Origin of the sequence: Amycolatopsis sp. NPDC051128 (assembly GCF_040682715.1) — a bacterium.
Taxonomy (GTDB): Bacteria; Actinomycetota; Actinomycetes; order Mycobacteriales; family Pseudonocardiaceae; genus Amycolatopsis.
On the sequence record NZ_JBFBBN010000085.1, the window covers coordinates 1 to 23,540 of the forward strand.

Sequence of the window (23,540 nt, forward strand, 5' to 3'; positions counted from 1 at the left end):
TCGCCTTCGGCTTTCCCGTGGTGCCGGAGGAGAACAGCACGCACAGCGGGTGCGCGAAGCCGACCGGTTCGAACCCTGGCGCGCTCTCGGCGAGCCGGGACTTCAAGTCCCTCAATGCGACATTCACGGACCTTCGGCGAGGCCTACGTCGGCCGGGCCAGGTGGTGCTGGCTCAGGCGGGCACGGACCACTTCTGGTTGGCCGTCCCGCCGCAGTCCCACAGCTGAAGCTGGGCACCGTCCGCTGTGGACTGTCCGGTGACGTCGAGGCACTTGCCCAGCGCGCGGATCGTGCCGTCGGCGCCGGCCGTCCACTGCTGGGCAGCCGCGTTGTCGCCTCTTTCACCGTGGGACCGGCTTTCCGCGCGCGGCACGGAACGCGAGGAGGAGGTGGCCTCGCCTGCCGGGGCGGCGGCAGGGGTGACCGTGCTTCGCCGCGCTGTCCGCGGGCCCGGGGCAGGGCGGATCCAGGGTCGCTTTGTTGTGCCTGGCAACAAAAGTATGCATGGCTAGACAAGTCGGACAACAGTCGACCAGTCATTTTTCAATCAGAATCAAGATGACAGAGCGCCCCGAGGTGCGCTGTCTGTCAGGCCGCGTCGGAGTCCGGTGCTCCCGGCTTCGCGATCCTCGACGTCGCTCCCTGCTCCAGCAGGTCCGCCACCGGGAGCGTCGCCGCGCCCGTCGCGACCGCGTCCAGGCCCAGCGATCCCAGCAGGATCGACGTCTGGCTGAACGGGTGCCGCAACGCGTGCTCGCCCGCGGCCGAGCGGATCCGCGGCAGCAGCTGCTCGCCCAGGGCCAAGCCCGCCCAGCCGCCGATCACGATGCGCTCCGGGTTGAACAGGTTGATCAGGTTCGCGATGCCCGCGCCCAGGTAGCCCGCCGTTTCGTCGAGGACCCGAGCCGCCGTCTTCGAGCGAGGGGCCGCCGCCAGCAGTGCGGCGAACCGCGCCTGCTCGTCCTCGCCCGGGACGTCCTTGCCGCGCGCGCGGCGGTACCGCGCGAGCACCGCGCCCGCGCCGATGTACGCCTCCAAGCACCCCCGCGCGCCACAGCGGCAGTCCTGGCCGCCGTACGCGATCGTCGTGTGTCCCCACTCGCCCGCGCTGCTCGTCGAACCGCGGTAGGTCGTGCCGTCGGTGACCACCGCCGCGCCGACGCCCGAACCGATCAGCGCGATCACCGCGTGCCGGGCCCCGCGGCCGGCGCCGAACCACATCTCGGCCTGGCCCTGCGTCTTCGCGCCGTTGTCGACGAACAGCGGAAGCGTCACGCCGGCGTCGTGCACCAGCGAAGCGAACGGCACCGCGTCCCAGCCGACCGTCGGCGCGTGGACCAGGACCCGCGACCCCTGCTCGACCGTGCCCGGCACGCCGATGCCGACGCCGAGCACGCCCGCGTCGTCGATGCCCGCGCTCGCGAACACCTCCCGCAGCCCGGACGTCACCTGCTCGACCGCCGTCGCCGGGTCCGGCGCCTTCGGCAGCGGGTGCTCGACCGTGGCGAGCCGGTTCATCGCCAGGTCGAACAGCTCGACCTTCACGCCGGTTTCCCCGATGTCGACGCCCGCGACGTGCCCGTACGCCGGGTCGACGCGCAGCAGCACGCGGGGCCGCCCGCCGTCGGACTCGACCTGCCCCGCTTCGGTGATGAGCCGCTCGTCGCCCAGTTCGGCGGTCACGTTGCTGACCGTGGCGGCACTCAATCCGGTGAGCTGGCTGAGTTCGTGCCTCGACAGCGGCCCGTCGAAGTACAGTTTCGACAGCAGCAGGGATCGGTTGTGCCGCCGGAGATCACGGACGGTGGTGCGCTTGCTCGCCATGGGCAACCCATCTGGACTCTGACCGGCTCACTGGCAGGATGCCTGATCACTGTAAGTTGTGGCTATGTATTAAGTGGTGAACTAAGTCCCGAACCGATCGTATCTGGCACAATTCTCCTGGTGACCCAGGTGGTGCGTCAGACGACCCGAGACCTCCGGCGGCACAACCGCGCGGCACTACTCTCCTCCCTGTACCTCGGCGGCCCCGTCAGCCGGCTGGAACTGGTAGCTGAATCGGGATTGTCGGCCGCCACCGTTACCAACGTCGTCTCCGAGCTCATCGCGGACGGCGTCGTCGCCGAGGCGGGCTCGGTCGAATCCGACGGCGGGCGGCCGCGGACGCTGCTGGCCGTGCGGCCGGAGTTCGGCCAGGTCGTGGGCGTCGACGTCGGCGAAACGCACGTCGAAGTCGGCCTGTTCGACTGCACGCTCGGGACGCTCGGCACGGTGCGCCACCCGCTCGTCGGCACCCGGCTCGATCCGGACGAAGTGGCCGGATTGGTGCGCACCGGCATCGCCGAGGTGCTCGAAGGCGGCGAGCCGGCCGCGGTGTTCGGCATCGGCATCGGGGTGCCCGGCGCGGTCCGGGACGGCGGGATCGTGCACGCACCGACCCTCGGCTGGCGCGGCGTGGCCTTCGCGGACCTCATCCACCCCCACATCCACGCGCTGTTCCCTCCGGGGCCGAGCCCCGGACCCCAGCCGGGGGGCAAGCCTCCCTGGATCCCCCGAGCGATGCCGGTCCACCTCGACAACCGCGCTCGCACCTTGGGTCAGGCCGAGGCGTGGCGTGGCGCCGGCCGGGGCGCCGAACGCGCCGTCGTCGCCCTGCTCGGCGTCGGCGTCGGGGCCGCCGTCGCGACGGCCGGGAGGTCGCACCCGGACATCACGACCAGCGAGTGGGGCCACACCGTCGTCAAGGCGGGCGGGGCGGCCTGCCGGTGCGGCTCGCACGGCTGCCTGGAGGCCTACGTCGGCACCGAGGCGGTCGTCCGGCAGTACGCGGTCCGCGTCGGCCGGCGGCCGGTCATCGGGGGCGAAAGCGACGCCGAGCTGGCGCACATCGTCGCGGAGGCGGTGAACGCCGGGCCGGCCGCCGACGTCCTCGCCGAGACCGGCGAGTACCTCGGGATCGGCATCGCGAACCTGATCAACCTGCTCAGCCCCGATCGGGTGGTGCTGTCCGGCTCGGCGGGAGCGATCATGGGACCGGCGATCCTGCCCGCGGTGCGTGATGCCGTGGGCCGGCACGCGCTCGGCTACCTGGCGGAGCGCACCGAGGTCGTCCTCGGCACGCTGGGGCCCGAGGCCGTCGCGCTGGGCGCGGCGACGCTGCCCGTCGCGCAGCTGCTCGCCAACGGCGGCCGCAGCACCTGAAACTGTTGCAGCGCAAGGGATATTCAAGAAACGTCACGGATAAGGGCTCGGCGTTCGACGACGACCCGGACTCGTGGCGCGGCTCGTAACGCGGGCGCGGATGTCCTCGGCTACTTCGCTGGTCCCTTTTGGACAACTTCGAGCGGGCTCATGGGTATGCGAAGCGGCTCAGGCCGGAACGCCGGTCCGGCGCGCGAACGTGGTCGACCCGGGGACCGCGCGTCCGCTCGACCGACCCGAACGGGGGTGGGGCGAACCCCACCTCGACCCGGTGGTGCGCCCCATGGTTCGGCTCCGTGATCGTCTCTAGCGTCGGACGGGACGGATGCCGGACGACGGAGGGGAACCATGGCGGTCCGAACTGAGGTCAGGCAAGTCCCCGGAACGGCGCGGAAGGCCTGGTGGCGACGGCCGTGGGTGGCGCCACTCGCCCTGGTCGTCGCCGTCTTCCTCGCCTACTCCGTGCCGCCGTACCTCACCCTCGATCCCGCGCAGTCGCGTGTGCCCGCGCCCGCCGGGTTCGCCGCGCACTACTGGTTCCTCGTCGCGCACATCACCTTCGGGACCATCGCCATCGTCGGCGTCATCCTGCAGGTCTGGCCGTGGCTGCGCCGGAAGCACCCGGTCGTCCATCGCCGGGTCGGGCGGGTCTACGTCTTCGGCGGGGCGATTCCGTCGGCCGTGATGGCGGTGACGATCGGCACGGTGAGCCCGCTCGGGCCGGTCGTCGGTGCGCTCAACGTCTTCGCCGCGTTGCTGTGGCTCGGCTTCACGATCGCCGGGTGGCGGGCGGTGCGGCAGCGGCGGTTCGCCGACCATCGCAAGTGGATGGTCCGCAGCTTCGCCATGTGCATGAGCACGCTGATGAGCCGGGCCCTGTCGCCACTCGCGTTCCTGATCGTCATGCCGCGGAGTGCGGACAAGGAGGCGCTGATCCTGAACGCGGCCACGCTGTCCGCCGTGCTGAGCGTCCTGATCCTGCTGCTGCTCAGCCAGTGGTGGCTCGACCGGAAGCCGAAGCCAGCCACCGCGCGATGATCGTCCGCTGGATCTCCGACGCGCCCTCGTAGATCCGCGGGGCCCGGACCTCGCGGTAGAGGTGCTCCAGCAGGTGCCCGCGCCGCAGGGCGCGGGCGCCGTGGAGCTGGACCGCGGAGTCGACGACGAACTGCGCGGCCTCGGTGGCGAACAGCTTCGCCATCGCCGCGCGGCCACTGAGGTTCGCCTCACCCGCGTCGTACGCGGCCGCCGCGGCGTAGACCAGCAGCCGCGCGGCTTCCGTGCGCGTGGCCATCTCGGCCAGCGCGTGCGCCACCGCCTGCTGCTTGATCAACGGCCCGCCGAAGGCTTCCCGTGAGCCGGTGTGGTCCACAGTGGCGTCCAGCGCGGCCTGCGCCATCCCGACGGCGAACGCGCCGACGCTCGGCCGGAACAGGTCCAGCGTCCGCATCGCCACGGCGAAGCCGCGGTTCTCCTCGCCGAGCAGTTCCTCGCGCCGGACCTCGACGCCGTCGAACGTGACCGTGCCGATCGGGTGCGGGCTGACCAGGTCGAGGTGCTCGCCGCCCAGGCCGGGCCGGCCGGCCGGGACGACGAACGCGCTGACGCCGCGCGCGCCCGCACCCGGTGTCGTGCGGGCGAACACCGTGTAGAAGTCCGCCTCCGGCGCGTTGGAGATCCACATCTTCTCGCCGGTGAGGCGCCAGCCGTCGCCGTCGGGTTCGGCGGACAGCGACAGCGCGGCCGCGTCCGAACCGGCGTCCGGCTCGGTCAGCGCGAACGCCGCCACCGCGTCCCCGGCCGCCACCGCGGGCAGCCAGCGCGCCACCTGTTCGTCCTGCCCGGACTGCAGGACCGGGTAACTTCCCAGTCCCTGCAAGGCCAGCGCCGTCTCGGCTTCGGTGCTCACGGTGGCGAGGTTCTCGCGCAGGATGCACAGGTCCGTCGCGGCCGCCTGGCGCGACGGCTTCCCTTCGGCGACGCCGGGGAAGAGCCGGGCGAGCAGGCCGAGCGCGCCCATCTCCTTGAGCAGCGGGCGGTTCACCGCACCCTCCACACCGGACTCGGCGAGCGGGCGCAGCCGGTCCGCGGCCAGCTGCCGGACTTCCGAAGCGAAGGCCTGCTGGGACGGGTCGAGGGCGAAGGCGGTCATTGCGCGGCTCCCGGTCGCCAGCGGGCATGGGCAGTTCCGGTGCGGCCGGAGCGGACGAGGTCCAGGCGTGGCTCCGGCCCGTCGGACCGGCCGGTCTGGGGTTTGCGGCGGCCCGCGGCGAACTGCTTGGGCCACGCCACCGGGTAGTCCTGCTCGGCCGCCGCGTGCAGCGTCCACTGTGGATCGTAAAGGTGGGTGCGACCCAACGCGCAGAGGTCCGCGCGGCCGGCGAGGATCAGCGAGTTCACGTCGTCGTACGACGAAATCGCGCCGACGGCGATCACCGCGATGCCGTACTCTTCGCCGATCTCGTTGCGGATCCGGTCGGCGTACGGCGTCTGGTAGCTGCGGCCGTACTGCGGGCGTTCGTCGCTGACGACCTGGCCGGTCGAGACGTCGATGCCGGCGGCGCCGTGGGCGGCGAAGGCGCGGGCGATCTCGACGGCGTCGTCGGCGTCGACGCCGCCGTCGGCCCAGTCGGTCGCCGAGATCCGGACGGTCATCGGCCGCTCGGCGGGCCAGACGGCGCGGACCGCGTCGAAGACCTCCAGCGGGAAGCGCAGCCGGTTCTCCAGCGAGCCGCCGTAGGCGTCACCGCGGCGGTTGGTCAGCGGGGAGAGGAACGACGACAGCAGGTAGCCGTGCGCGCAGTGCAGTTCGAGGACGTCGAAGCCGGCGCGCGCCGCGGCTTCGGCACTGGCGACGAACTGAGCGCGGATCTCCGCCATGTCCGCTGTGGACACTTCGCGCGGGACCTGGTTCCGGTCGGAGTACGGGAGCGCCGAAGGAGCGCAGATCTCCCAGTTGCCCTCGGGGAGTGGCTCGTCGATGCCGTCCCACATGAGCTTCGTCGAACCCTTGCGGCCGGAGTGTCCCAATTGGACGCCGATGCGCGCAGGTGTCTGCGCGTGCACGAAGTCGACGACCCGCTTCCAGGCCGTTTCCTGCTCCGGCGTGTAAAGCCCGCCGCAGCCCGGGGTGATCCGGCCCTCGGGCGACACGCAGACCATCTCGGTCATCACCAGCCCGGCGCCGCCGAGCGCCTTGCTGCCCAGGTGCACCAGGTGGAAGTCGCCCGGCACGCCGTCCACGGCCGAGTACATGTCCATCGGGGACACGATGATCCGGTTGGGCAGCTCCAGCTCGCCGAGCCGGAACGGCTGGAACATCGGCGGCCGCGAGGTGGTCCCGAGCGACCGCGCGAACCAGTGGTCGAGCTCGGTGGCGAACTCGGGGTCGCGCAGGCGAAGGTTGTCGTAGGTGACGCGGCGGCTGCGCGTGAGGATGTTGAACGCGAACTGCGGCGGCTCCTGGTGGGCGTACTGCGCGATGTTCTCGAACCACTCCAGGCTGGCCTGCGCGGCGCGCTGCGTCGACGTGACGACCGGGCGCCGCTCCAGCTCGTACGCCTTGAGCGCTTCCGCGACGCCTTCGTTTTCCTGCAGGCACGCGGCCAGCGCGAGCGCGTCCTCCATGGCCAGCTTCGTGCCGGAGCCGATCGAGAAGTGCGCGGTGTGCGCGGCGTCGCCGAGGAGGACGACGTTCTCGTGCACCCAGGTTTCGCAGCGCACCGTGCCGAACGAGACCCACTTCGAGTTGTTCGCCATCACGCGGTGCCCGCCCAGGACGTCGCCGCACAGCTCACGGATCAGCGCGATGGACTTCTCGTCACTCTCGCCGGGCTTGAGTGAGGTCGCCGCGATCGGCCCGAACGTCCGCTGCCAGACGTCCTCCTGCACTTCGAGGATGAACGTGCTGCCGTCGCGGCCGTACGGGTAGCCGTGGATCTGCATGATCCCGGCCGGCGTTTCGAGGATGTGGAACTTGAACGCGTCGAACACCAGGTCCGTGCCGAGCCAGATGTAACGGCACCGGCGGGTCTCCACGCTCGGGCGGAACGTCTCGGCGAACCGCGACCGCACGGCGGAGTTGACGCCGTCGGCGGCGACGACCAGGTCGTACCCCGAGAGGTCAGTGGGGGCTTCCGTGCGAAAGCGCAGTTCTACGCCGAGTTCGGCGCAGCGCCCCTGGAGGATGCCGAGCAGGCGCTTGCGGCTCATCGCGGCGAAGCCGTGGCCGCCCGAGGTGGTGACCGTGCCGCGGTAGTGGACGTCGATGTCGTCCCAGCGGGCGAACTCCGACCTCATCGCGTCGTGCACCGCCGCGTCCGCGTGCTCGATGCCGCCGAGCGTCTCGTCGGAGAACACGACGCCGAAGCCGAACGTGTCGTCCGGCGCGTTGCGCTCCCAGACGGTGATCTCGCGGGCGGGACCGAGTTGTTTCGCCAGCGCGGCGAAGTACAGGCCCGCCGGGCCGCCGCCGATGACCGCGATTCGCACGCCGTCCAGGATATGTCGTCAGCGGTACGATCGTCAATAACGCGAAAGATGGCGTACGGTGTCCGGCATGGAACGCATCAACCCGCCGGAGCTGGGCAAGCCGTCCGGGTTCTCGCACGCGGTGGTGGCGGAGGGGCGGGTCGTCTTCCTCGCCGGGCAGACCGCGCTGGACGCGTCGAACCAGATCGTCGGCGACGGCGTCGTCGAGCAGTTCGAACGCGCGCTGGGCAACCTGCTGACGGCGCTGCGCGCAGCCGGCGGCGAGCCGGCGGACCTGTGCAGCGTGACGATCTACATCGTCGACATGGCCGGCTACCGGGCTCACGCACGCGAGATCGGCGCGGTCTGGCGGCGGCTCGCGGGCACGGAGTACCCGGCGATGGCCGGCATCGGCGTCGCCCGGCTCTGGGACGAAGAAGCCCTGGTCGAGGTCCAGGGCTTCGCGGTCGTCCCCCGTCGTGAGTGAGATCCTGTTTCTCACTCACCTTGCGCCGGGACTCAGTCGAGGTTGATCGTCTTCGCGACGTAGGCGCGCGCGGGGTCCTCCAGCCGGGCGTGCAGCTCGAAGAACAGCTCGGCCGCGCGGATCCCCGACCAGTCGCGGGGCAGGAACTCCGCGGGCAGGCCGGGGTCGAGATAGGGCATCCGCCGCCAGCCGGTCAGCACCCGGACGTAGTCGGCGAAGGCCTCTTCGTCGGTCACCGACCTGCGGCCCTGCCAGCGGCGCAGCGCGGGGCCGTGCTCGTCGATGAAGGTCGTGTACAGCTCGTCCAGCCGGTCGAGGTCCCACCACTGGCGGACCTTCGCCTCGACGTCGCCGAACGCGAGGTGGTCGGCGCGGAACAGGTCGGCGTACCCGGCCAGGCCGAGCCGGGTCAGCGCCTCGGCGGTCGCCCCGTGGAGGTGCGCCGGGGCGATCCAGACGCCGGAGGCGGCGGTGCCGAAACCCATCCGGGCGAGCTGGGTGCGCAGCAGGTGGCGCTTGTGGCGCTCGGTTTCCGGCACGGAGAACACCGCGAGCAGCCAGCCGTCGCCCGGGGTCCCGCGCTCGCGGCGGAAGATCCGCTCGTCGCCCTCGCGCAGGATTTCCCGTGCGTCGCCCGAGAGTTCGTACCCCGCCGTCGAGTCGCGACGGACCGCTTCGAGGATCCCGCGCCGTTTCAGCCGCGAGATCGACGACCGCACCGCGGGCTCGTCGACGCCGACGGCGGCCAGCAGGTCGATCAGCGAAGCCACCGAGAGCCAGCCGCCTTCGGTGCGTGAATAGAGGCCGTAAACCGTCACGATGAGCTGACGAGGCTGGGCCGCACGACCGGAGCCGTCCAGTTCGGTTGCCTCGGGTACGGCCGTCATCGCGCCACAATATCAACCCGCACGGCGATCGCTCCGCTACGATTTCGCCGCGATGCTGCCAGCCACCAAGGGGATCTTCGACCGGCTCACCCGCCGGGGCCGTCTGATGACCAAGCGGACCTGCGATCGGCAGGGCCATGTGGTGCGCGACGGGCGTTTCCTGTTCCGGACGCCGACCGCGTGGGAGTACGCCGCCGCCGTCGCCTGCGGCAGCGATCCGGCCGCGCAGCGCTGGCTCGGCTGGCAGGCCGACTCCATCGTCGCCCGGGCGGCGCGGGCGGACGCGCTGCGCGTCGTGCCCGGCACCGGCCCGGACTGGGTGTCGCCCGACCCGCAGTCCATCGACCTGGTGATGATCGACGTCGCGGCGAACCGCTGCGTCGGCCTCGTCAGCGTGCACACCGGCGAGGACGGCGGCCCGGAGACGGGCGGCTACCTCGCCCCGGACTACCGCGGCCGCGGCGACGGGCGGGTGCTCTTCGCGGCCGGGCTGACGCTCGCGCACGACCACCTGGGGCTGCCGCGCGTCCGGGCCGGCGCCGAGGTGGGCAACGTCGCCAGCGCGCGGTCGCTGCAGGCGGCGGGCCTCGCCCGCGTGGCCGGCCCGCCGACCTACCGGCTGCCGGACGGGCGCGTCACCCCGGCGTGGTGGTTCCAGCACGACGTCCCCCGGACCACCCGGTGCGACGGTCCGCAGGCGACGTGGTTCCCGGCTTCGCTGCTCTGATGGTTTTCGGGGGTTCCGGGTGGCGGAGCCCCCGGCCCGGGGCGAAGCCCCGGATCTGGCAGATGGTTTTCGGGGGTTCCGGGTGGCGGTAGTTAAGGATTCCTCTGCCGCGCAAGCGGTCAACGGAAGGCCGTGAATGGCTCATTGAGGGACTCTATGTCCCTCAATGCGACATTCACGGCTGTGGGCGAGCACCTGAAACCGGGCCAATCGGGCCAAGCCCCGGATATGGCAGATGCTTCGGCCGTCGCCGACGTTTCCCGCGGCTACCTTCGCCGCATGACTTCGCTGACCGCTCCGGTTCCGCCCGTTCCTTCCGACGTTCCTGCGGGGAGTGTCGCCTGGTTGCGCGCGTCCGTCGCCCGCTTCAGCAACGGCTCCGACCACGTCCGGCGGCGCTCGCTGTCGGTGGACCTTCTTGCCGATGTCGACGCGTATTCCTTGCGAGACAAGGCTTTCGCCCGCACCGCTCAGCTGGCCGATGAGCTTGACGCCTTCGATGTGATGGCCGTGATCGCGCGGCCGGTGCCGGTCGGGATCCTCGCGGAGGCGCTGGGCCTGCCGGACGTCTCGGCGGACGTCGCGCTCGTCGCGGCCGCCTACCACCCGCATGTGACACCGGACGCGGACGCCGAAGCCGCGCTGGGACGGCTGATCGCGGTCTGCGGCGGGACGACCGAACTCGCCGCCGCCCGGATCGGCCTGCTGATCCAGGCCTGCGACGCCACGGCGGGACTCATCGGGAACGCGCTTTCCGCGTCCCTGGCCGGAAACCCCGGCGAACTGCTCGCCGAACCGCCGGTGCTGTGCACGCGCCGCCGGATCGACGGTGAAGACGTCACGGTGTCCTTGGCGGGAATGCCGTTCGGTGCGGGGCCCCGCGAATGCCCGGGGTCGGCCCAGGCGATCGCCCTCGCGACCGGCGTTCTCCAGGCGTTGCGCGGTTTCCGCCTGACAGAAGCGGAAACGACGTGGGTGTCGTCGCCGAATCTCCGGATGCCCGCGGTACTGCGGGTGACCCGCGGCTGAACCGCCGGCGGGTTCTGCTAAGAATTACCGCGTTCGGTCTCTGGGGAAGGTTCGGGAATTGCTGTACTTCAACAGTCTGCTCGGCATCGTCATGCTCGGGCTGTGGATCTTCTGCCTGGTCGACGTGATCACGACCGACGAGTCGTCCTGCCGCAACCTGCCGAAGGGGCGGTGGCTGCTGGTCGTGCTGGTGGTGCCGCTGGTGGGGTCGATCGTCTGGCTGGTCGCGGGCCGCCCGCAGCAGGTGACGCGGGCCCGCGGGCCGTACGAGCGCAGCACGCCGGCGTTCCCGGAGTACGACCGGCCGGGCCGTTTCGCGGCGACGAGCGAGGAGGACGACGAGGAGTTCCTTCGCAAGTGCCGGGAGCGTGCGGAGGCCCAGCGCAAGCTGGCCCGCGAAAAGCGCGGCGAAGCCTGAGCGTCAGCAGGCGGGGCCTTCGCAGGTGCCGCGTTCGTAGGCTTCGAGCGTCGAGATGACCAGCTGCCGCTCGGCCGGGGTCAACGGCCTCAGTGCGTCGCTCCACGCCTTCGCGCCGCGGGCCAGCCACGCGTCGACCGCCGGGCGCTTGTCCGGGGCGATGCTGACGATCGTGCGGCGGCGGTCGGCCGGGTCTTCGTCGCGGTTCAGCACGCCCTGGCGGCTGAGGTCGCCGACCATCAGGCTCGCCGTCGTCGGCGCGACCTGCAGGCGGGTGGCCAGTTCGGTGACCGTCATCGGGCCGTCGAACAGCAGGTACGAAAGCAGCGACAGGTGCCGGGGCGCCAGCGCGCAGCCCTCGAGCGCCGCGGGGACCGGCGTCCGCTTCGCCCGGCCGACCAGGCGCGGCATGAGCAGCAGGAGCTGCCGCACGCCGTCCTCGACACTCGGCCCGGCTTCCGTTGACATCGCCCTCGTCCCGTCGGTAGCTTTGTTTGCAAAGCAAACTCTTGCCTCCCCGAGCGTACCTCCGGGGCACCGATCGAGCGTACCGGCCAGAACAGAGGAATCCATGACAACGCCAGCCGACATGAACGATTTCAACAATCAGGTCACCGAAGAGTTCCGCGCCAACGACGGCAAGGTCGGCGGCATGTTCGAGGGCAAGAACGTGCTGTTGCTCACGACGATCGGCGCGAAGAGCGGTGCGGAGCGCCTGTCGCCGCTGGTTTACACCCGCGACGGCGACCGCTTCGTCGTCGCCGCCTCCATGGGCGGCGCGCCGAACAACCCGGCCTGGTACCACAACCTCGTCGCCAACCCGAAGGTCACCGTCGAGGTCGGCACGGAGAAGTTCGAGGCGACGGCCACCGTGATCGCCGACCGCGCGGAGCGCGACCGCCTCTACGCGGGCATGGTCGCGCACGCCGAGGGCTTCGCCGACTACGAGACGAAGACCGACCGGGTCATCCCGATCGTGGTCCTCGAGCGCTAGAACACCACCGGCGTTGGCCCGGTGCGCGGTTCGGCGGGACGGCGATCGGCCCCCCGCTCCGCGCGCCGGGCCTCCTGCCGGGCGATGAGTCCCTTACCGACGTCGATCAGCGGTTTCTCCACCCAGCGGTGGATCAGGTCGGCGATCGCCAGCCCCACCAGGAACACCGTCACCGCCGAAACCGTCCGGTGCGGCGCGAGCCCGGGCACCGCCTGCACGACGACGAAGTGCACCGGCCCCTGCAGCAGGTAGAGCGAGTACGACCGCTCGCCGACGAACCGCAGCGGCGTGGTGCCGAACAGCCACCGCAGCGGGCCGGGGCTCACCAGCACGACCAGCAGCAGCATGGTCAGCACCGCGTACGCCACGAGCAGCAGCAGGTTCTGCCGAGTCTGCGTCCACAGGCCGTCGAGGTTCGTGTTCAGCAGCCCGAACGCGGCGACGACCGGGATCGCCGCCAGCGGGTGGGTCAACGGCTTCAGCAGCGCGTAGCCGCGGCGGTAGTGCAGCAGGATCGCCAGCAGGCAGCCGCCGGCGAGGATGAAGTAGTGGATGCTCGAGCGGTAGATCGCGACGCGCGAGTCCCCGAGCACCCAGCCGCCGCTGGTCAGCGGCACCAGCGCCAGCAGGGTGACCATCGCCGCGCTGATCAGCAGCAGCTTGCGCCGGGCCGCGCCGATCCCGACGGCGACCAGCAGGAACGGCCAGACCAGGTAGAACTTCTCCTCGATGCCGAGCGTCCACGAGCCGCTGAAGAAGTTGTCGGCCCTGCCGTCGGCGAACGACGGCAGGAACTCGTTGAGGAACGTCAGGTAGAACTTCAGCGCGAGCGGGAAGCCGCGCTCGTGGAACTCGCCGCGCAGCACGACGAACGCGACGATCCCGCCGAGGATCACCAGGTACGGCGGCAGGATCCGGAAGACCCGCCGCAGGTAGAAGTTCGACAGCGAGATCCCGCCGGTGCGGTCCTGTTCGCGCAGCAGCAGCGTCGTGATCAGGAAGCCGGACAGCACGAAGAAGAGGTAGACCCCGACCCAGCCCGACAGCCAGGTCCAGTTCGGACCGCCGAAGTGGTAGAAGACGACCATCGTCGCGGCGAGCGCGCGCAGGCCGTCGAGGCCGGGGAACCGCCGCGTGTCGAGGTAGTCCTCGTGGCTCATCGTGCGCAAGGCGGGTCCTCCGTCGGAGTGATCTTCCGGGCGTCGGAGTGATCTTCCGGGGGAGTGTAAGTGCGTCCTGTTACCGACGCTGTGCCTGGTGGTCTACTCGGAAGGTGCCCTTGGGGTCGTACCGGTGCTGGAGCTCGCGCAGCCGGCGCAGCTCGGCGGCCGGATGGACACTCTCCGCGATGTCCGCCGGCGCGTGCTCGCCGTAGACGAACGGCAGCAGTCGCCCGGTCGTCCACGGCGCCAGCGCGCCGAACAGCTTCGCGTGCGCCCGCCGGACGACGTCCGCGCCCGCGTCGCCGATCACCGACAGTGCCCGCACGACGAACTCCGCGGAGCTGTCCCAGCCCACGCCGGGCGTCTCGGCCGGCCGGCCGAGCGCGCCGCCGAGGCGGTCGACGATCAGCACCGTCGGCACGGCCGCGCCGGGACCGGCGTGCTCGAGGATCGCGTCGAGCATGGCGTCGTTCAGCTGCGCGACGGTCGCGTTGGTGCCGTGGTAGCCGTGCGGGTGCGGGGGTTCGGCCGCGATCGAGCCGGACTCCGTGAACGGCATGCGCTTCAGCGTGTCCATGAGCGCGGGCGCGGCGGCGCGCAGGGGCGCGACGAGCTCGTCGCCGCCGTCGCCGAGGTAGGCGATCCGGACGTGCGCGATGTGCTTTCCCCGCAAGGGTTCCGGCACCATCGGCAGGTCGGGGTACGGGATCAGCGCGAGCGACGTCGTCAGCGCGTCCGGCGCGGCCGCCGACCACGTGCGCCAGGCCCGCAGGACCGCGGGGAGGTCCGCGGTGTCGAAGTGGAGGCCGCCGCCGTAGAGCTCGGTCACCGGGACCAAGGCGAACTCCAGCGCGGTGACGATGCCGAAGCTGTCCCGGCCGCCGCGCAGCGCCCAGAACAGATCGGGGTCGGCGTCCGCGTCGACGTGCCGGAGCTCGCCGTCGGCGGTCACGACGTCGAGCGCGCGGACGTGGTCGGCCGCGCGGCCGTACCGGCGGCCCATCAGCCCGAAACCGCCGCCGAGGGTGTAGCCGACGACGCCGACGTCCGGTGACGAGCCGCTGAGCGGCGCCAGGCCGTGCTTCGCGGCGGCTTCGATGACCGCGCCCCAGCGGACGCCGGCCTCGACCCGGGCGGTGCTCGCCGCGGCGTCGATCTCGACGCCGGTCATTCGGCGGGTGCTGATCAGCAGCCCGCCGTCCGAGCCCCTGGTCAAGCCGTGCCCGGTGGCCTGGACGGCGACCGGCAGGTCGTGGGCGGCGGCGAACCGCACGGCGGTGACGACGTCCTCGGCCGTGGTGGCGCCGACCACCACCGCGGGGTCGCTGGGGACGGCGGTCTGGAAGCCGGCGACCTCCTCGGCGTAGCCGTCCTGGCCGGGCTGGAACACCTCGCCGGTGAGCTGGGTGACGTCCATGGTGACTCCTTTCGTCGGTGGTCCTGCCAGCTTCGGCCGAACTCGATCAGAAGTCCAAGATCTGGTATTTCTGCTGGCTAGAATCACTGCTTATGGAACTGCACCAGCTCGCGTACTTCGTCGCGGTGGCGGAGGAAGGCAACTTCACGCGCGCGGCCGAACGGCTGCACGTAGCCCAGCCCGGGGTGAGCGCCCAGGTCCGGCGGCTGGAACGGGAGCTGGGGCAGGAACTGCTGGACCGCTCCGGCCGCACGGTCCGGCTCACCGACGTCGGCGCCGCCGCGCTGCCGCACGCGCGAGCCGCGCTCGCGGCGGTGCGGGGGGTGCGCGAGGCCGTCGAGGAACTGGCCGGGCTGGTCCGCGGCCAGGTCGCGATCGGCGCCGTGACGTCGGCCGGCCCCGTCGCGCTGCCGGACCTGCTGGCCGGCTTCCACGAGCGGTACCCGGCGGTCGAGATCACGCTGTCCGAAGCCAACTCCGACGTGATGCTCGCGGCGCTGCGCGAAGGACGGCTCGACCTGGCCGTGGTCGGCCTCGCGACCGGCCCGCCACCCGGCATCGCGACGCAGGTGCTGGTCGACGAGCCGTTCCTGGCCGTCACGGCGCCCGGCGGCCCGCTGTCGGACCGGAGCGAAGTCACGATCTCCGACCTCGGCGGCCGTCCGCTGATGGCGCTGCCGAAGGGCACGGGCCTGCGGACGGCCTTGGACGCCGCGTTCGCGCGGGCGGGGCTGACGCCGCGGATCGCGTTCGAGGCGGCCGATCCGAACGTCCTGGTGCAGCTCGCGACGCGGGGCCTCGGGGTGGCGATCGTGCCGGAGTCGCTGGCCCGGTTCCACCAGGCGGAGCTGCGGATCGTCGAAATCGTGGGGCCCGGGTTGCGTGGCGTGCTGGCGTTGGCGTGGCGGACGGAAGGTCCGCTCAGCCCGGCGGCGCGCGCCCTGATCGCATTCGCGCGGGCCGCCTACGACTCTTGACATGACGTCAACAAGCGCGTTTCCTGAGGGCGAACCGCTCACGCGAGGAGGCGTGCCGATGGCCGATCCCGCTCTCCACGACGCCGTCGTCGGCGCCGGGCTGCTGGCCGGCAGCGCGAACGTGATCATGCAGCTCTCGCGGGCACCGGTCGGCCACGGCGTGCTGGAGAGCGAGGTCGACAGCGGCAACCTCTTCCGCCACCCGGTGAAGCGGACGCGGACCACCCTGACCTACCTCGCGGTCGCCACGATGGGCACCGACGCCGAGCGCGCGGCGTACCGGCGCGCGGTCGACCGGGTGCACGCCCGGGTGCGTTCGAGCGTGTCGAGCCCAGTCGCCTACAACGCCTTCGACACGGACCTGCAGCTGTGGGTCGCGGCTTGCCTGTACAAGGGCTTCGAGGACGTCTACGTCGCGTTCGTCGGCGGCGAGCCGGAGCGGTTCTACCGCGACGCCGCGACGTTCGGCACGACACTGCAGGTCCGCCCGGAGATGTGGCCCGCGGACCGTGAGGCCTTCGAGAAGTACTGGACCGCCGGGCTCGCCGAGGTCGCCATCGACGACGTCGTCCGCCGGTACCTCACCGACATCGTCGACCTGCGTTTCCTGCACCCGGTCGTCGCCGCGCCGGGACGGCGGTTCCACCGCTTCGTCACCACCGGCTTCCTCCCGCGGCGCTTCCGCGACGAAATGCGGCTGCCCTGGACCGCGGCCGACCAGCGCCGGTTCGACGCGCTCCTCGCCGCGATCGGCCGGGTGGTCCGCGTGCTGCCCGCCCCGCTGCGGCGGTTCCCGTTCAACCTGTGCCTCTGGGACCTGCGCCGCCGGCTGCGCACCGGGCGTCCGCTGGTCTGAGGGGGCTTTCTGAGAGTTGACCGCTTCGCGCGCGGGCGCGAAGGTGGGCCGATGAGCAGCGAAGAGATCCGGCACGGCGTCAAGCTGAGCAGTCTCGACCAGGAGGTCTTCCCCGGCGCCGAGGCCACCAAGCGCGACCTGGTCGACTACCTCGAAGCCGTCGCCGACCGGATGCTGCCGGAGCTGCACGACCGGCTGCTGAGCGTCGTGCGGGTGCTGCGCGGCCAAGGGCCGTTCATGCAGAAGAACCTGCCGAAGTACACGCCCGACTGGGTGGAACGCCGGGCGCTGTGGGCCGACCGGTCCCGGCGCGAAGTGATCTACGCGCTGGGCAACGACCTTCGCACGCTGCTGTGGTTCGGCAACCAGCGCGCGATCGAGTACCACACCACGCTCTTCCGCGGCGAGCCCGCGAACGGGCCGACGCACCTGATCCTCGACCTCGACCCGCCCGAGGACGGCCCGTTCTCCCTGGCGATCGGCGCGGCGAAGCTGGTGCGCGAGGCGTTGCGCAACGACGGGCTCGACGGCGCGGTGAAGACCAGTGGTTCCAAGGGCCTGCACGTCTTCGTGCCGCTCGCACCGGGACAGTCGACTGAGGACATCGCCGCGGCGACGCGCGCGGTCACCGCCCGCGCCGAGCGGATCGACCCGGCACTCGGAACGACCGAGTTCGTCAAGGAACGCCGTGAGGGCAAGGTGTTCCTCGATTCGACGCGCGCCGGCGGCGGGACGGTCGTGTCGGTGTACAGCCCGCGGCACCGGCCGGGGGTGCCGGTCTCGTTCCCGGTCCGCTGGGCCGACCTCGACGGCGTCAAACCGGCCGACTTCACGGTGCACACCGCGCCGGGTCTGCTCGCCGGCGGCGACCCGTGGACCGAGGAGATGCCGGAGCCGTTCGTGCTGCCGGCCGACCTGGTCGAAGAGGGACACACCATCCCGATCGCCCGGGTCGCCGCGATGCACGAAGGCAAGCGCCGAGCCCGGGTGGCACGCGAATCGGGCTAAGCGGCCTGGTTGTGGCCACGCCAGGCGGTGCCGTGGCCGAGGGGGCGCCGCAGGGTCGCGCGGGTGATCTCCACGATCCTCGCCGGCCGCGGCTCCGCGACCCGGTGGCGCGCCAGCCAGATGACGTCCCGGCCGAAGGACCACGCCAGCGCCGTCAAAGCCGAAGCGACCGCGGCCAACGTCCCCAGGACCGGGAGCACGCCCGACACCGCCGCCACCAGGACCACGCCCTGGACCGCCGCCACGGTCTTGCGGGCCATGCTCGGGTACAGCGGCGCCGTCAGCCAGGGCATCGCCCAGGAAGCGGCGACGAACGCGTACCGCATGAGGCCGATCGCCAGCACCCACAGCCCGAGCGTCCGCGACACCTGGACGCACAGCAGCAGGATCAGGAAAGCGTCGACCTCCATGTCGAAGCGCGCGCCGAATTCCGACGCCGTGCCGGTGCGGCGGGCGACCTGGCCGTCCAAGCCGTCCAGGAGCAGGGCGACGGCGACGAGTCCCACCACCCACGCGATGGGCCGGCCGCCGTCCGCGATCAGCTCGGCCGCGCAGCCGACCAGCGTCGCCCGCGCGAAGGTGATCCAGTCGGCCGGGCCGAAGGCCCCATGGCCGGTGCGCCGCAAGCCCCAGCTCGTCAGCAGCACCAGGGCCACGCCGAAGGTGAGCCCGGTCGCCCACGCGATCGGGTCGAGGCCGCCCACGACGGCCCCTGCGGCGAGCACCCACACCGGAATCGCCGAACGTAGGAAAAGTCCCTGCTTGATCATCGTCACTCCGCGAATCGGCACGGCTGCTCATAGGGTGGCGGCGACACCAGCCTCCGGTCGCCTGCTGAGGAGAAACACGTGGAACAGGCCTTCTGGGTTCAACGGCCGGGTGAAGGGGCGCTCCGGCCGGTCACCCTGCCGGACCCCGGCCCGGACGACGTCCTCGTCCGCACGCTCTGCTCCGGCGTCAGCCGGGGAACCGAAACGCTCGTCTTCACCGGCCGTGTCCCGGCGAGCCAGTACGGCGTCATGCGCGCGCCGTTCCAAGAGGGCGAATTCCCCGGCCCGGTGAAGTACGGCTACCTCAACGTCGGCGTCGTCGAGCAGGGCCCGGCGGCGCTCCTCGGCCGGACCGTCTTCTGCCTCTACCCCCACCAGACCGCGTACGTCGTCCCGGCGAGCGCCGTGACGCCGGTGCCGGACGGCGTCCCGCCCGGCCGGGCGATCCTCGCCGGCACCGTCGAGACCGCGGTGAACGCGGTGTGGGACGCGCGGCCGCGGCTCGGCGACCGGATCGCGGTGATCGGCGCCGGGATGGTCGGCTGCAGTGTCGCGAAGTTGCTCCGCGGCTTCCCGGCCACCCGGGTGCAGCTGATCGACGTCGACCCGGCCAAAGCGGAAACCGCCGAAGCGCTCGGCGTCGAGTTCTCGGCTCCGGAGAACGCACTCGGCGACTGTGACCTCGTCGTGCACGCGAGCGCCAGCGAGGCCGGGCTCGCCCGCGCGCTGGAGCTCCTCGCGCCGGAAGGCGAGGTCGTGGAGCTGTCCTGGTACGGCGACCGGAAAGTGAGCGTGCCGCTCGGGGAGAACTTCCATTCGCGGCGGCTGGCGATCCGCGGCAGCCAGGTCGGGACGGTCGCGCGCCCGGACCGCACCTACGCCCAGCGGCTCGGCGTCGCCCTCGATCTGCTGGCCGATCCGGCGTTCGAAACGCTGGTCAGCGGCGAGTGCACGTTTGAAGATCTGCCTTCCGTGTTACCCCGGCTGGCCGGGAATGAACTTTCCGCGCTGTGCCTCCGTGTCATGTATCAGCCGCAATGACCACGTCCACCCGAACGCATCGGAGGTCTTGGTGTTCAGCATTACCGTCCGTGACCACGTGATGGTCGCCCACAGCTTCCGCGGAGCCGTCTTCGGCCCCGCGCAACGCCTGCACGGCGCGACCTTCGTGGTGGATGCGACCTTCCGCCGCACCGAACTCGACGACGACAACATCGTCGTCGACATCGGCAAGGCCACGGAAGAACTCGGGGCGGTGCTGAGCGACCTGAACTACCGCAACCTCGACGACGAGCCCCAGTTCAAGGGGATCAACACGTCGACCGAGTTCCTCGCGAAGGTCGTCGCCGACCGCCTCGCCGACGCCGTCCACGCCGGACGCCTCGGCGAAGGCGCGCGCGGCCTCGAAGGAATCGCCGTCTCGCTGCACGAATCGCACGTCGCCTGGGCGAGTTACGAGCGTGCCCTGTGAACACCCTCTACGTGGTCCTCCCCGGAGACGTCGACGACGCGTCCGTGCCCAGCGGCGGCAACGTCTACGACCGCCGGATGTGCGACCGGCTCGCCGCGGCGGGCCTCGACGTGCACGAGATCGCCGTCGCCGGCTCCTGGCCGCGGCCGGACACCGAGGCCCGCGCGGTCCTCGGCCACCTCCTCTCCGCGCTGCCCACCGGGTCCGCGGTGCTGCTCGACGGCCTGGTCGCCTGTGGCGTGCCCGAGGTCGTCGTCCCGCAGTCACGGCGGCTTTCGCTCTCCGTGCTGGTGCACCTGCCGCTGGCCGACGAGACCGGCCTGCCGCCCGTGCTCGCCGCCGAGCTCGACGCGCTGGAGCGCGAGACGCTGCGGGCCGTGAGTTCGGTCGTCGCGACCAGCGAGTGGGCCGCGCGCCGCCTGATCGGCCACCACGGCCTGGCCCCGCACCGCGTGCACGCGGTGACGCCGGGCGTCGACCCGGCGCCGCTCGCCATCGGCACCGACGGCATGTCCCGCCTGGTCTGCGTCGCCAACGTGACCCCGCGCAAGGGCCAAGGCGTGCTCGCCCAGGCCCTCGAGACCGTCGCCGACCTGCGCTGGACCTGCGAATGCGTCGGCGGGATCCGCCGCGAGACGAAGTACGTCGAGCGGCTGCGCGAGCACCGTCTCGGCGCCCGCTTCACGCTCACCGGCCCACGCACCGGCCCGGCGCTCGCCGCGACCTACCACACCGCGGACCTGCTGGTGCTGCCCTCGCGCGCCGAGACGTACGGCATGGTCGTCACCGAGGCCCTCGCCCACGGCGTGCCGGTGCTGACCACCGACGTCGACGCCCTGCCCGACACGCTCGGCGTCGCGCCGGACGGCTCGGTGCCCGGGATGCTCGTGCCCGGCGACGACGTCGGAGCGCTCGGCGCGGCCCTGCGCCGCTGGCTCACCGACCCGGCGCTGCGGACGCGGCTGCGCGCGTCGGCGAGACTGCGCCGCGAGGCGCTGACCGGCTGGGACGACACCGCCCGCCGGATCGCCGACATCCTGCAGCGGCAGGAGGCGGCGGCATGACCGCGTTCGCGCCCGACTGGCTCTACCTGCGTGAACCCGCGGACGCCGCGGCTCGCGCCACCGAACTCGTCGACCCGCTCCGTGGCTTCCTGGACTTCCTGCCGGACGGCGACGAGGTGGTCATCCGCGACCTCGGCTGCGGCACCGGCTCGCTCGGCCGCTGGCTGGCCGCTCGCCTGCCCGGCACCCAGCGCTGGATCCTGCACGACCACGACACCGACCTGCTCACCCACGCGCGCGGCAGCCTGCCGCGGACCGCGCTGGACGGCAGCCCCATCGACGTCGTCGCCGAGCAGCGCGACATCACCGCGCTGCGCGCCGCGGACCTCGCCGGGACTTCGCTGGTCACCGCCTCCGCGCTGCTCGACCTGCTGACCAAGGACGAGGTCACGGCGCTGGCCACGGCGATCGTCGAAGCGGGCTGCGCGGCGCTGCTGATGCTCTCGGTGACCGGCAAGGTGGAGCTGTCGCCCGCCGACCCGCTCGACTCCGCCGTCGCCGCCGCGTTCAACGCCCACCAGCGCCGGGTCACCGAAGACGGCCGCCGGCTGCTCGGCCCCAACGCGGTGGACGCCGCCGCGACCGCGTTCGGCAGGCTCGGCGCCACGGTCGTCCGCGCGGACAGCGCGTGGCGGCTCGGACCGGACCAGGCCGAACTGCAGCGGCAGTGGCTCGAAGGCTGGGTCGGCGCCGCCGTCGAACAGCTGCCGGAGCTGCGCCCGGTCGCCGACGTCTACCTGCAACGACGGCTGGAGATGGCACAGTCCGCCGAACTGCGCGCGGTGATCCACCACGGCGACCTGCTGGTCCTGCCGCCGAGCCTGGAGGCCGCGGCGTGAAGCGCGCGCTGGCCTGGCTACGGATCCTCGGCGCGGTCGCCATCCTCGCCGTCCTCGTCTGGCAGCTCGGCAGTGCCGCGTTCCTGGACGGGCTCGGCCGGATCGACACCGGTGGCGTCCTGGCCGCGCTCGGCATCGGCTTCGCGACGACGCTGTTCAGCGCCGGCCGCTGGCAGATCGTCGCCACCCGGCTGGGGCTGCGGCTTTCCCTGCGCACCGCCGTCGCCGACTACTACCGCGCGCTGTTCCTCAACGGCGTGCTGCCCGCGGGCGTCCTCGGGGACGTCCACCGCGCGGTGCAGCACGGCCGCGAGGCCGGCGACGTGCCGCGCGGCGTGCGCGCCGTCGTCCTGGAACGCACCGCCGGCCAGGTCGTGCTGATCGCGTCCGCGGTCACCGTCGTGCTGGGGTGGCCGGGCGTCGTGCCCGGCGCGTTCCGCGAGGTCGTCACGGTCGCCGGCGTGGTCGTCGTGCTGGCCGCCGTCGCCGCGCTGATCGTCGGCCGGGTGCTCGGCGGCCGGTGGATCCACAGCCCGTCGAAGTGGCGTCGCGGCTTCGCCGTCACGCTCGCCGACGTCCGGCTCGGCCTGCTGACCCGCGAGACCTGGCCCAGCGTGAGCTTCCTGTCGGCCGCGACGCTGGCCGGGCACCTGGCGCTGTTCGTCGTCGCCGCCCGCGTCGCCGGCGTCGACGCGCCGGTCGGGCAGCTCCTGCCCCTGATGATCCTCGCGCTGCTCGCGATGGGTCTCCCACTCAACGTCGGCGGCTTCGGCCCGCGCGAGGGCGTCTGCGCCCTGCTCTTCGGCGCGGCCGGTCTGGGGGCCGCCCAAGGTGTCACCGTCGCCGTGGTCTACGGCGTGCTCACGCTCGTCGCGAGCCTGCCCGGCGCCGGTGTCCTGCTCGTCCGGAGCGTCGCCGGGTTCCGCGTGACCCGCGCTCCGCACACCGGTGTCGTACCCGCTCCGCGCGTCGCGGCCGGCACCGGGATCGAAACGGAAGTGGGGTTGTCATGACCGCAAGTGAGGTCGTCGGGGATCTGCCGCGCCGGGCCGTGGTCGAGCGGGTGGTCGAGACCCGGTTACCGACCCGGCACGGGACGTTCCGCGCGGTCGGCTACCTCGACCGCACCGGCACCGAGCAGGTCGCGCTGGTCTACGGCGACGTCGCCCCGCTCGGCGCACTGGCCCGGGTGCACAGCGAGTGCCTGACCGGCGACGTCTTCGGCTCGACGCACTGCGAATGCGGCGATCAGCTGGCGGCGGCGCTGGACCGGATCGTCGAAGAGGGCGCGGGCGTGCTCGTCTACGTCCAGGGCCACGAGGGCCGCGGGATCGGCCTGCTCGCGAAGCTCGAGGCGATGCGCCTGCAGCAGGACGAGGGCCTCGACACGGTCGACGCGAACGTGGCGCAGGGCCTGCCGGTCGACGCCCGCGACTACCACGCGGCGGCGGCCATCCTGACCGACCTCGGCATCCGCTCGGTGCGGCTGCTGTCGAACAACCCGAAGAAGGTCGAGCAGCTGACCCGCTACGGAATCCGGATCAGTGAGCAGGTCCCCCTGCTGGTCGCGCCGAACCCGGAGAGCCTGCGGTACCTCCGGACGAAGGCCGAGCGGATGCACCACCTGCTCCCGCACCTGAACCAGGTGTTCTCAGGCGCCTAAGTCCGTGAATGTCGCATTGAGGGACTCAGAGTCCCTCAGGATTCGCGAACGACGGCTTTCCGGTGGCTCACCGCGGGAAGCGATCGTCGAAGGCACCGC

The 23,540-nt window shown here is 72.0% G+C and carries 25 protein-coding genes; 16 read left to right on the plus strand and 9 right to left on the minus strand.

All coding sequences use genetic code 11. The annotated features are described in order from the left end of the window. Positions 1–172: 172 nt before the first annotated feature. Positions 173–373 carry an RICIN domain-containing protein gene (locus AB0M82_RS44545; RefSeq protein ID WP_364735653.1) on the minus strand — a complete coding sequence of 67 codons (201 nt, stop codon included), beginning with the start codon at positions 371–373 and terminating at the stop codon, positions 173–175. A gap of 215 nt (positions 374–588) precedes the next feature. After that, on the minus strand, positions 589–1,824 hold the full coding sequence (locus tag AB0M82_RS44550; protein ID WP_364735655.1) for an ROK family transcriptional regulator: 1,236 nt from the start codon (positions 1,822–1,824) through the stop codon (positions 589–591). A gap of 120 nt (positions 1,825–1,944) precedes the next feature. Between AB0M82_RS44550 and AB0M82_RS44555 the strand changes: the two genes are divergently transcribed. Then, complete coding sequence (locus AB0M82_RS44555; protein ID WP_364735657.1) at positions 1,945–3,201, plus strand: ROK family transcriptional regulator; 1,257 nt, start codon at positions 1,945–1,947, stop codon at positions 3,199–3,201. A 417-nt stretch (positions 3,202–3,618) separates the two neighbouring features. Then, positions 3,619–4,239, plus strand: coding sequence for a DUF2306 domain-containing protein (locus AB0M82_RS44560; protein ID WP_364735700.1), 621 nt, complete (start codon positions 3,619–3,621; stop codon positions 4,237–4,239). Here the strand turns inward: AB0M82_RS44560 and AB0M82_RS44565 are convergent. Both AB0M82_RS44565 and AB0M82_RS44570 read right to left on the minus strand, forming a co-directional pair. After that, positions 4,190–5,353: an acyl-CoA dehydrogenase family protein gene (locus tag AB0M82_RS44565; protein WP_364735659.1), complete on the minus strand. Its 1,164-nt coding sequence runs from the start codon at positions 5,351–5,353 to the stop codon at positions 4,190–4,192. The two genes, AB0M82_RS44560 and AB0M82_RS44565, sit on opposite strands and share 50 nt — an antisense overlap. Then, positions 5,350–7,692 (minus strand): bifunctional salicylyl-CoA 5-hydroxylase/oxidoreductase, encoded by a 2,343-nt coding sequence (locus AB0M82_RS44570; protein ID WP_364735661.1) that lies wholly within the window; start codon positions 7,690–7,692, stop codon positions 5,350–5,352. Before AB0M82_RS44570 ends, AB0M82_RS44565 begins: the two co-directional genes overlap by 4 nt. A gap of 67 nt (positions 7,693–7,759) precedes the next feature. Here AB0M82_RS44570 and AB0M82_RS44575 point away from each other — a divergent pair, with 67 nt between their 5' ends. Then, entirely contained in the window at positions 7,760–8,158 is a 399-nt protein-coding gene (locus AB0M82_RS44575) for a RidA family protein (protein ID WP_364735663.1), read from the plus strand. 32 nt (positions 8,159–8,190) lie between these two features. On the opposite strand, the gene AB0M82_RS44580 is transcribed toward AB0M82_RS44575, so the two are convergent. Next, positions 8,191–9,045, minus strand: coding sequence for a PaaX family transcriptional regulator C-terminal domain-containing protein (locus AB0M82_RS44580; protein ID WP_364735665.1), 855 nt, complete (start codon positions 9,043–9,045; stop codon positions 8,191–8,193). A 52-nt stretch (positions 9,046–9,097) separates the two neighbouring features. Here AB0M82_RS44580 and AB0M82_RS44585 point away from each other — a divergent pair, with 52 nt between their 5' ends. The 3 genes from AB0M82_RS44585 to AB0M82_RS44595 all read left to right on the plus strand — a co-directional run bounded on the left by AB0M82_RS44585 (position 9,098) and on the right by AB0M82_RS44595 (position 11,219). Continuing rightward, positions 9,098–9,772: a GNAT family N-acetyltransferase gene (locus AB0M82_RS44585; RefSeq protein ID WP_364735667.1), complete on the plus strand. Its 675-nt coding sequence runs from the start codon at positions 9,098–9,100 to the stop codon at positions 9,770–9,772. 279 nt (positions 9,773–10,051) lie between these two features. Beyond that, positions 10,052–10,801 (plus strand): hypothetical protein, encoded by a 750-nt coding sequence (locus AB0M82_RS44590; protein WP_364735669.1) that lies wholly within the window; start codon positions 10,052–10,054, stop codon positions 10,799–10,801. Positions 10,802–10,859: 58 nt separating this feature from the next. Beyond that, on the plus strand, positions 10,860–11,219 hold the full coding sequence (locus AB0M82_RS44595; RefSeq protein ID WP_364735671.1) for a PLDc N-terminal domain-containing protein: 360 nt from the start codon (positions 10,860–10,862) through the stop codon (positions 11,217–11,219). 3 nt (positions 11,220–11,222) lie between these two features. On the opposite strand, the gene AB0M82_RS44600 is transcribed toward AB0M82_RS44595, so the two are convergent. Further along, entirely contained in the window at positions 11,223–11,687 is a 465-nt protein-coding gene (locus AB0M82_RS44600; RefSeq protein ID WP_364735673.1) for a MarR family winged helix-turn-helix transcriptional regulator, read from the minus strand. 121 nt (positions 11,688–11,808) lie between these two features. Between AB0M82_RS44600 and AB0M82_RS44605 the strand changes: the two genes are divergently transcribed. Next, a complete protein-coding gene (locus tag AB0M82_RS44605) occupies positions 11,809–12,213 on the plus strand; it encodes a nitroreductase family deazaflavin-dependent oxidoreductase (protein ID WP_364735675.1) in 405 nt (134 codons plus the stop codon). Here the strand turns inward: AB0M82_RS44605 and AB0M82_RS44610 are convergent. Together AB0M82_RS44610 and AB0M82_RS44615 are read right to left on the minus strand one after the other, a co-directional pair. Further along, positions 12,210–13,382, minus strand: a complete 1,173-nt coding sequence (locus AB0M82_RS44610) for an acyltransferase (protein WP_364735677.1) — start codon at positions 13,380–13,382, stop codon at positions 12,210–12,212. The genes AB0M82_RS44605 and AB0M82_RS44610 overlap by 4 nt on opposite strands. 70 nt (positions 13,383–13,452) lie before the next feature. Continuing rightward, positions 13,453–14,793: an FAD-binding oxidoreductase gene (locus AB0M82_RS44615; RefSeq protein ID WP_364735679.1), complete on the minus strand. Its 1,341-nt coding sequence runs from the start codon at positions 14,791–14,793 to the stop codon at positions 13,453–13,455. A 92-nt stretch (positions 14,794–14,885) separates the two neighbouring features. Here AB0M82_RS44615 and AB0M82_RS44620 point away from each other — a divergent pair, with 92 nt between their 5' ends. The 3 genes from AB0M82_RS44620 to AB0M82_RS44630 are packed head-to-tail and all read left to right on the plus strand — an operon-like array spanning position 14,886 to position 17,634. Beyond that, on the plus strand, positions 14,886–15,770 hold the full coding sequence (locus AB0M82_RS44620; RefSeq protein ID WP_364735681.1) for a LysR family transcriptional regulator: 885 nt from the start codon (positions 14,886–14,888) through the stop codon (positions 15,768–15,770). 58 nt (positions 15,771–15,828) lie between these two features. Continuing rightward, on the plus strand, positions 15,829–16,626 hold the full coding sequence (locus AB0M82_RS44625) for an oxygenase MpaB family protein (RefSeq protein WP_364735683.1): 798 nt from the start codon (positions 15,829–15,831) through the stop codon (positions 16,624–16,626). A 51-nt stretch (positions 16,627–16,677) separates the two neighbouring features. Next, positions 16,678–17,634 carry an ATP-dependent DNA ligase gene (locus AB0M82_RS44630; protein ID WP_364735685.1) on the plus strand — a complete coding sequence of 319 codons (957 nt, stop codon included), beginning with the start codon at positions 16,678–16,680 and terminating at the stop codon, positions 17,632–17,634. On the opposite strand, the gene AB0M82_RS44635 is transcribed toward AB0M82_RS44630, so the two are convergent. Then, the gene (locus AB0M82_RS44635; RefSeq protein ID WP_364735687.1) at positions 17,631–18,404 is read right to left on the minus strand and encodes a CDP-alcohol phosphatidyltransferase family protein; all 774 of its coding nucleotides are present in this window, start codon (positions 18,402–18,404) and stop codon (positions 17,631–17,633) included. The genes AB0M82_RS44630 and AB0M82_RS44635 overlap by 4 nt on opposite strands. Positions 18,405–18,482: 78 nt before the next feature. Between AB0M82_RS44635 and AB0M82_RS44640 the strand changes: the two genes are divergently transcribed. From AB0M82_RS44640 to ribA, 6 genes are read left to right on the plus strand one after another with little or no spacing between them, the layout of a single operon-like run. Continuing rightward, positions 18,483–19,445, plus strand: coding sequence for a zinc-binding alcohol dehydrogenase (locus tag AB0M82_RS44640; protein WP_364735689.1), 963 nt, complete (start codon positions 18,483–18,485; stop codon positions 19,443–19,445). A gap of 31 nt (positions 19,446–19,476) precedes the next feature. After that, positions 19,477–19,875, plus strand: a complete 399-nt coding sequence (locus AB0M82_RS44645) for a 6-carboxytetrahydropterin synthase (RefSeq protein ID WP_364735691.1) — start codon at positions 19,477–19,479, stop codon at positions 19,873–19,875. Beyond that, positions 19,872–20,939, plus strand: a complete 1,068-nt coding sequence (locus AB0M82_RS44650; RefSeq protein WP_364735693.1) for a glycosyltransferase family 4 protein — start codon at positions 19,872–19,874, stop codon at positions 20,937–20,939. Before AB0M82_RS44645 ends, AB0M82_RS44650 begins: the two co-directional genes overlap by 4 nt. Next, positions 20,936–21,778 (plus strand): class I SAM-dependent methyltransferase, encoded by an 843-nt coding sequence (locus AB0M82_RS44655; RefSeq protein WP_364735695.1) that lies wholly within the window; start codon positions 20,936–20,938, stop codon positions 21,776–21,778. Before AB0M82_RS44650 ends, AB0M82_RS44655 begins: the two co-directional genes overlap by 4 nt. Further along, positions 21,775–22,791 carry a lysylphosphatidylglycerol synthase transmembrane domain-containing protein gene (locus tag AB0M82_RS44660; RefSeq protein WP_364735696.1) on the plus strand — a complete coding sequence of 339 codons (1,017 nt, stop codon included), beginning with the start codon at positions 21,775–21,777 and terminating at the stop codon, positions 22,789–22,791. The genes AB0M82_RS44655 and AB0M82_RS44660 overlap by 4 nt, the downstream gene beginning before the upstream one ends. Continuing rightward, on the plus strand, positions 22,788–23,441 hold the full coding sequence (gene ribA, locus AB0M82_RS44665) for a GTP cyclohydrolase II (RefSeq protein ID WP_364735698.1): 654 nt from the start codon (positions 22,788–22,790) through the stop codon (positions 23,439–23,441). The genes AB0M82_RS44660 and ribA overlap by 4 nt, the downstream gene beginning before the upstream one ends. The last annotated feature ends 99 nt before the right edge of the window (positions 23,442–23,540 follow it).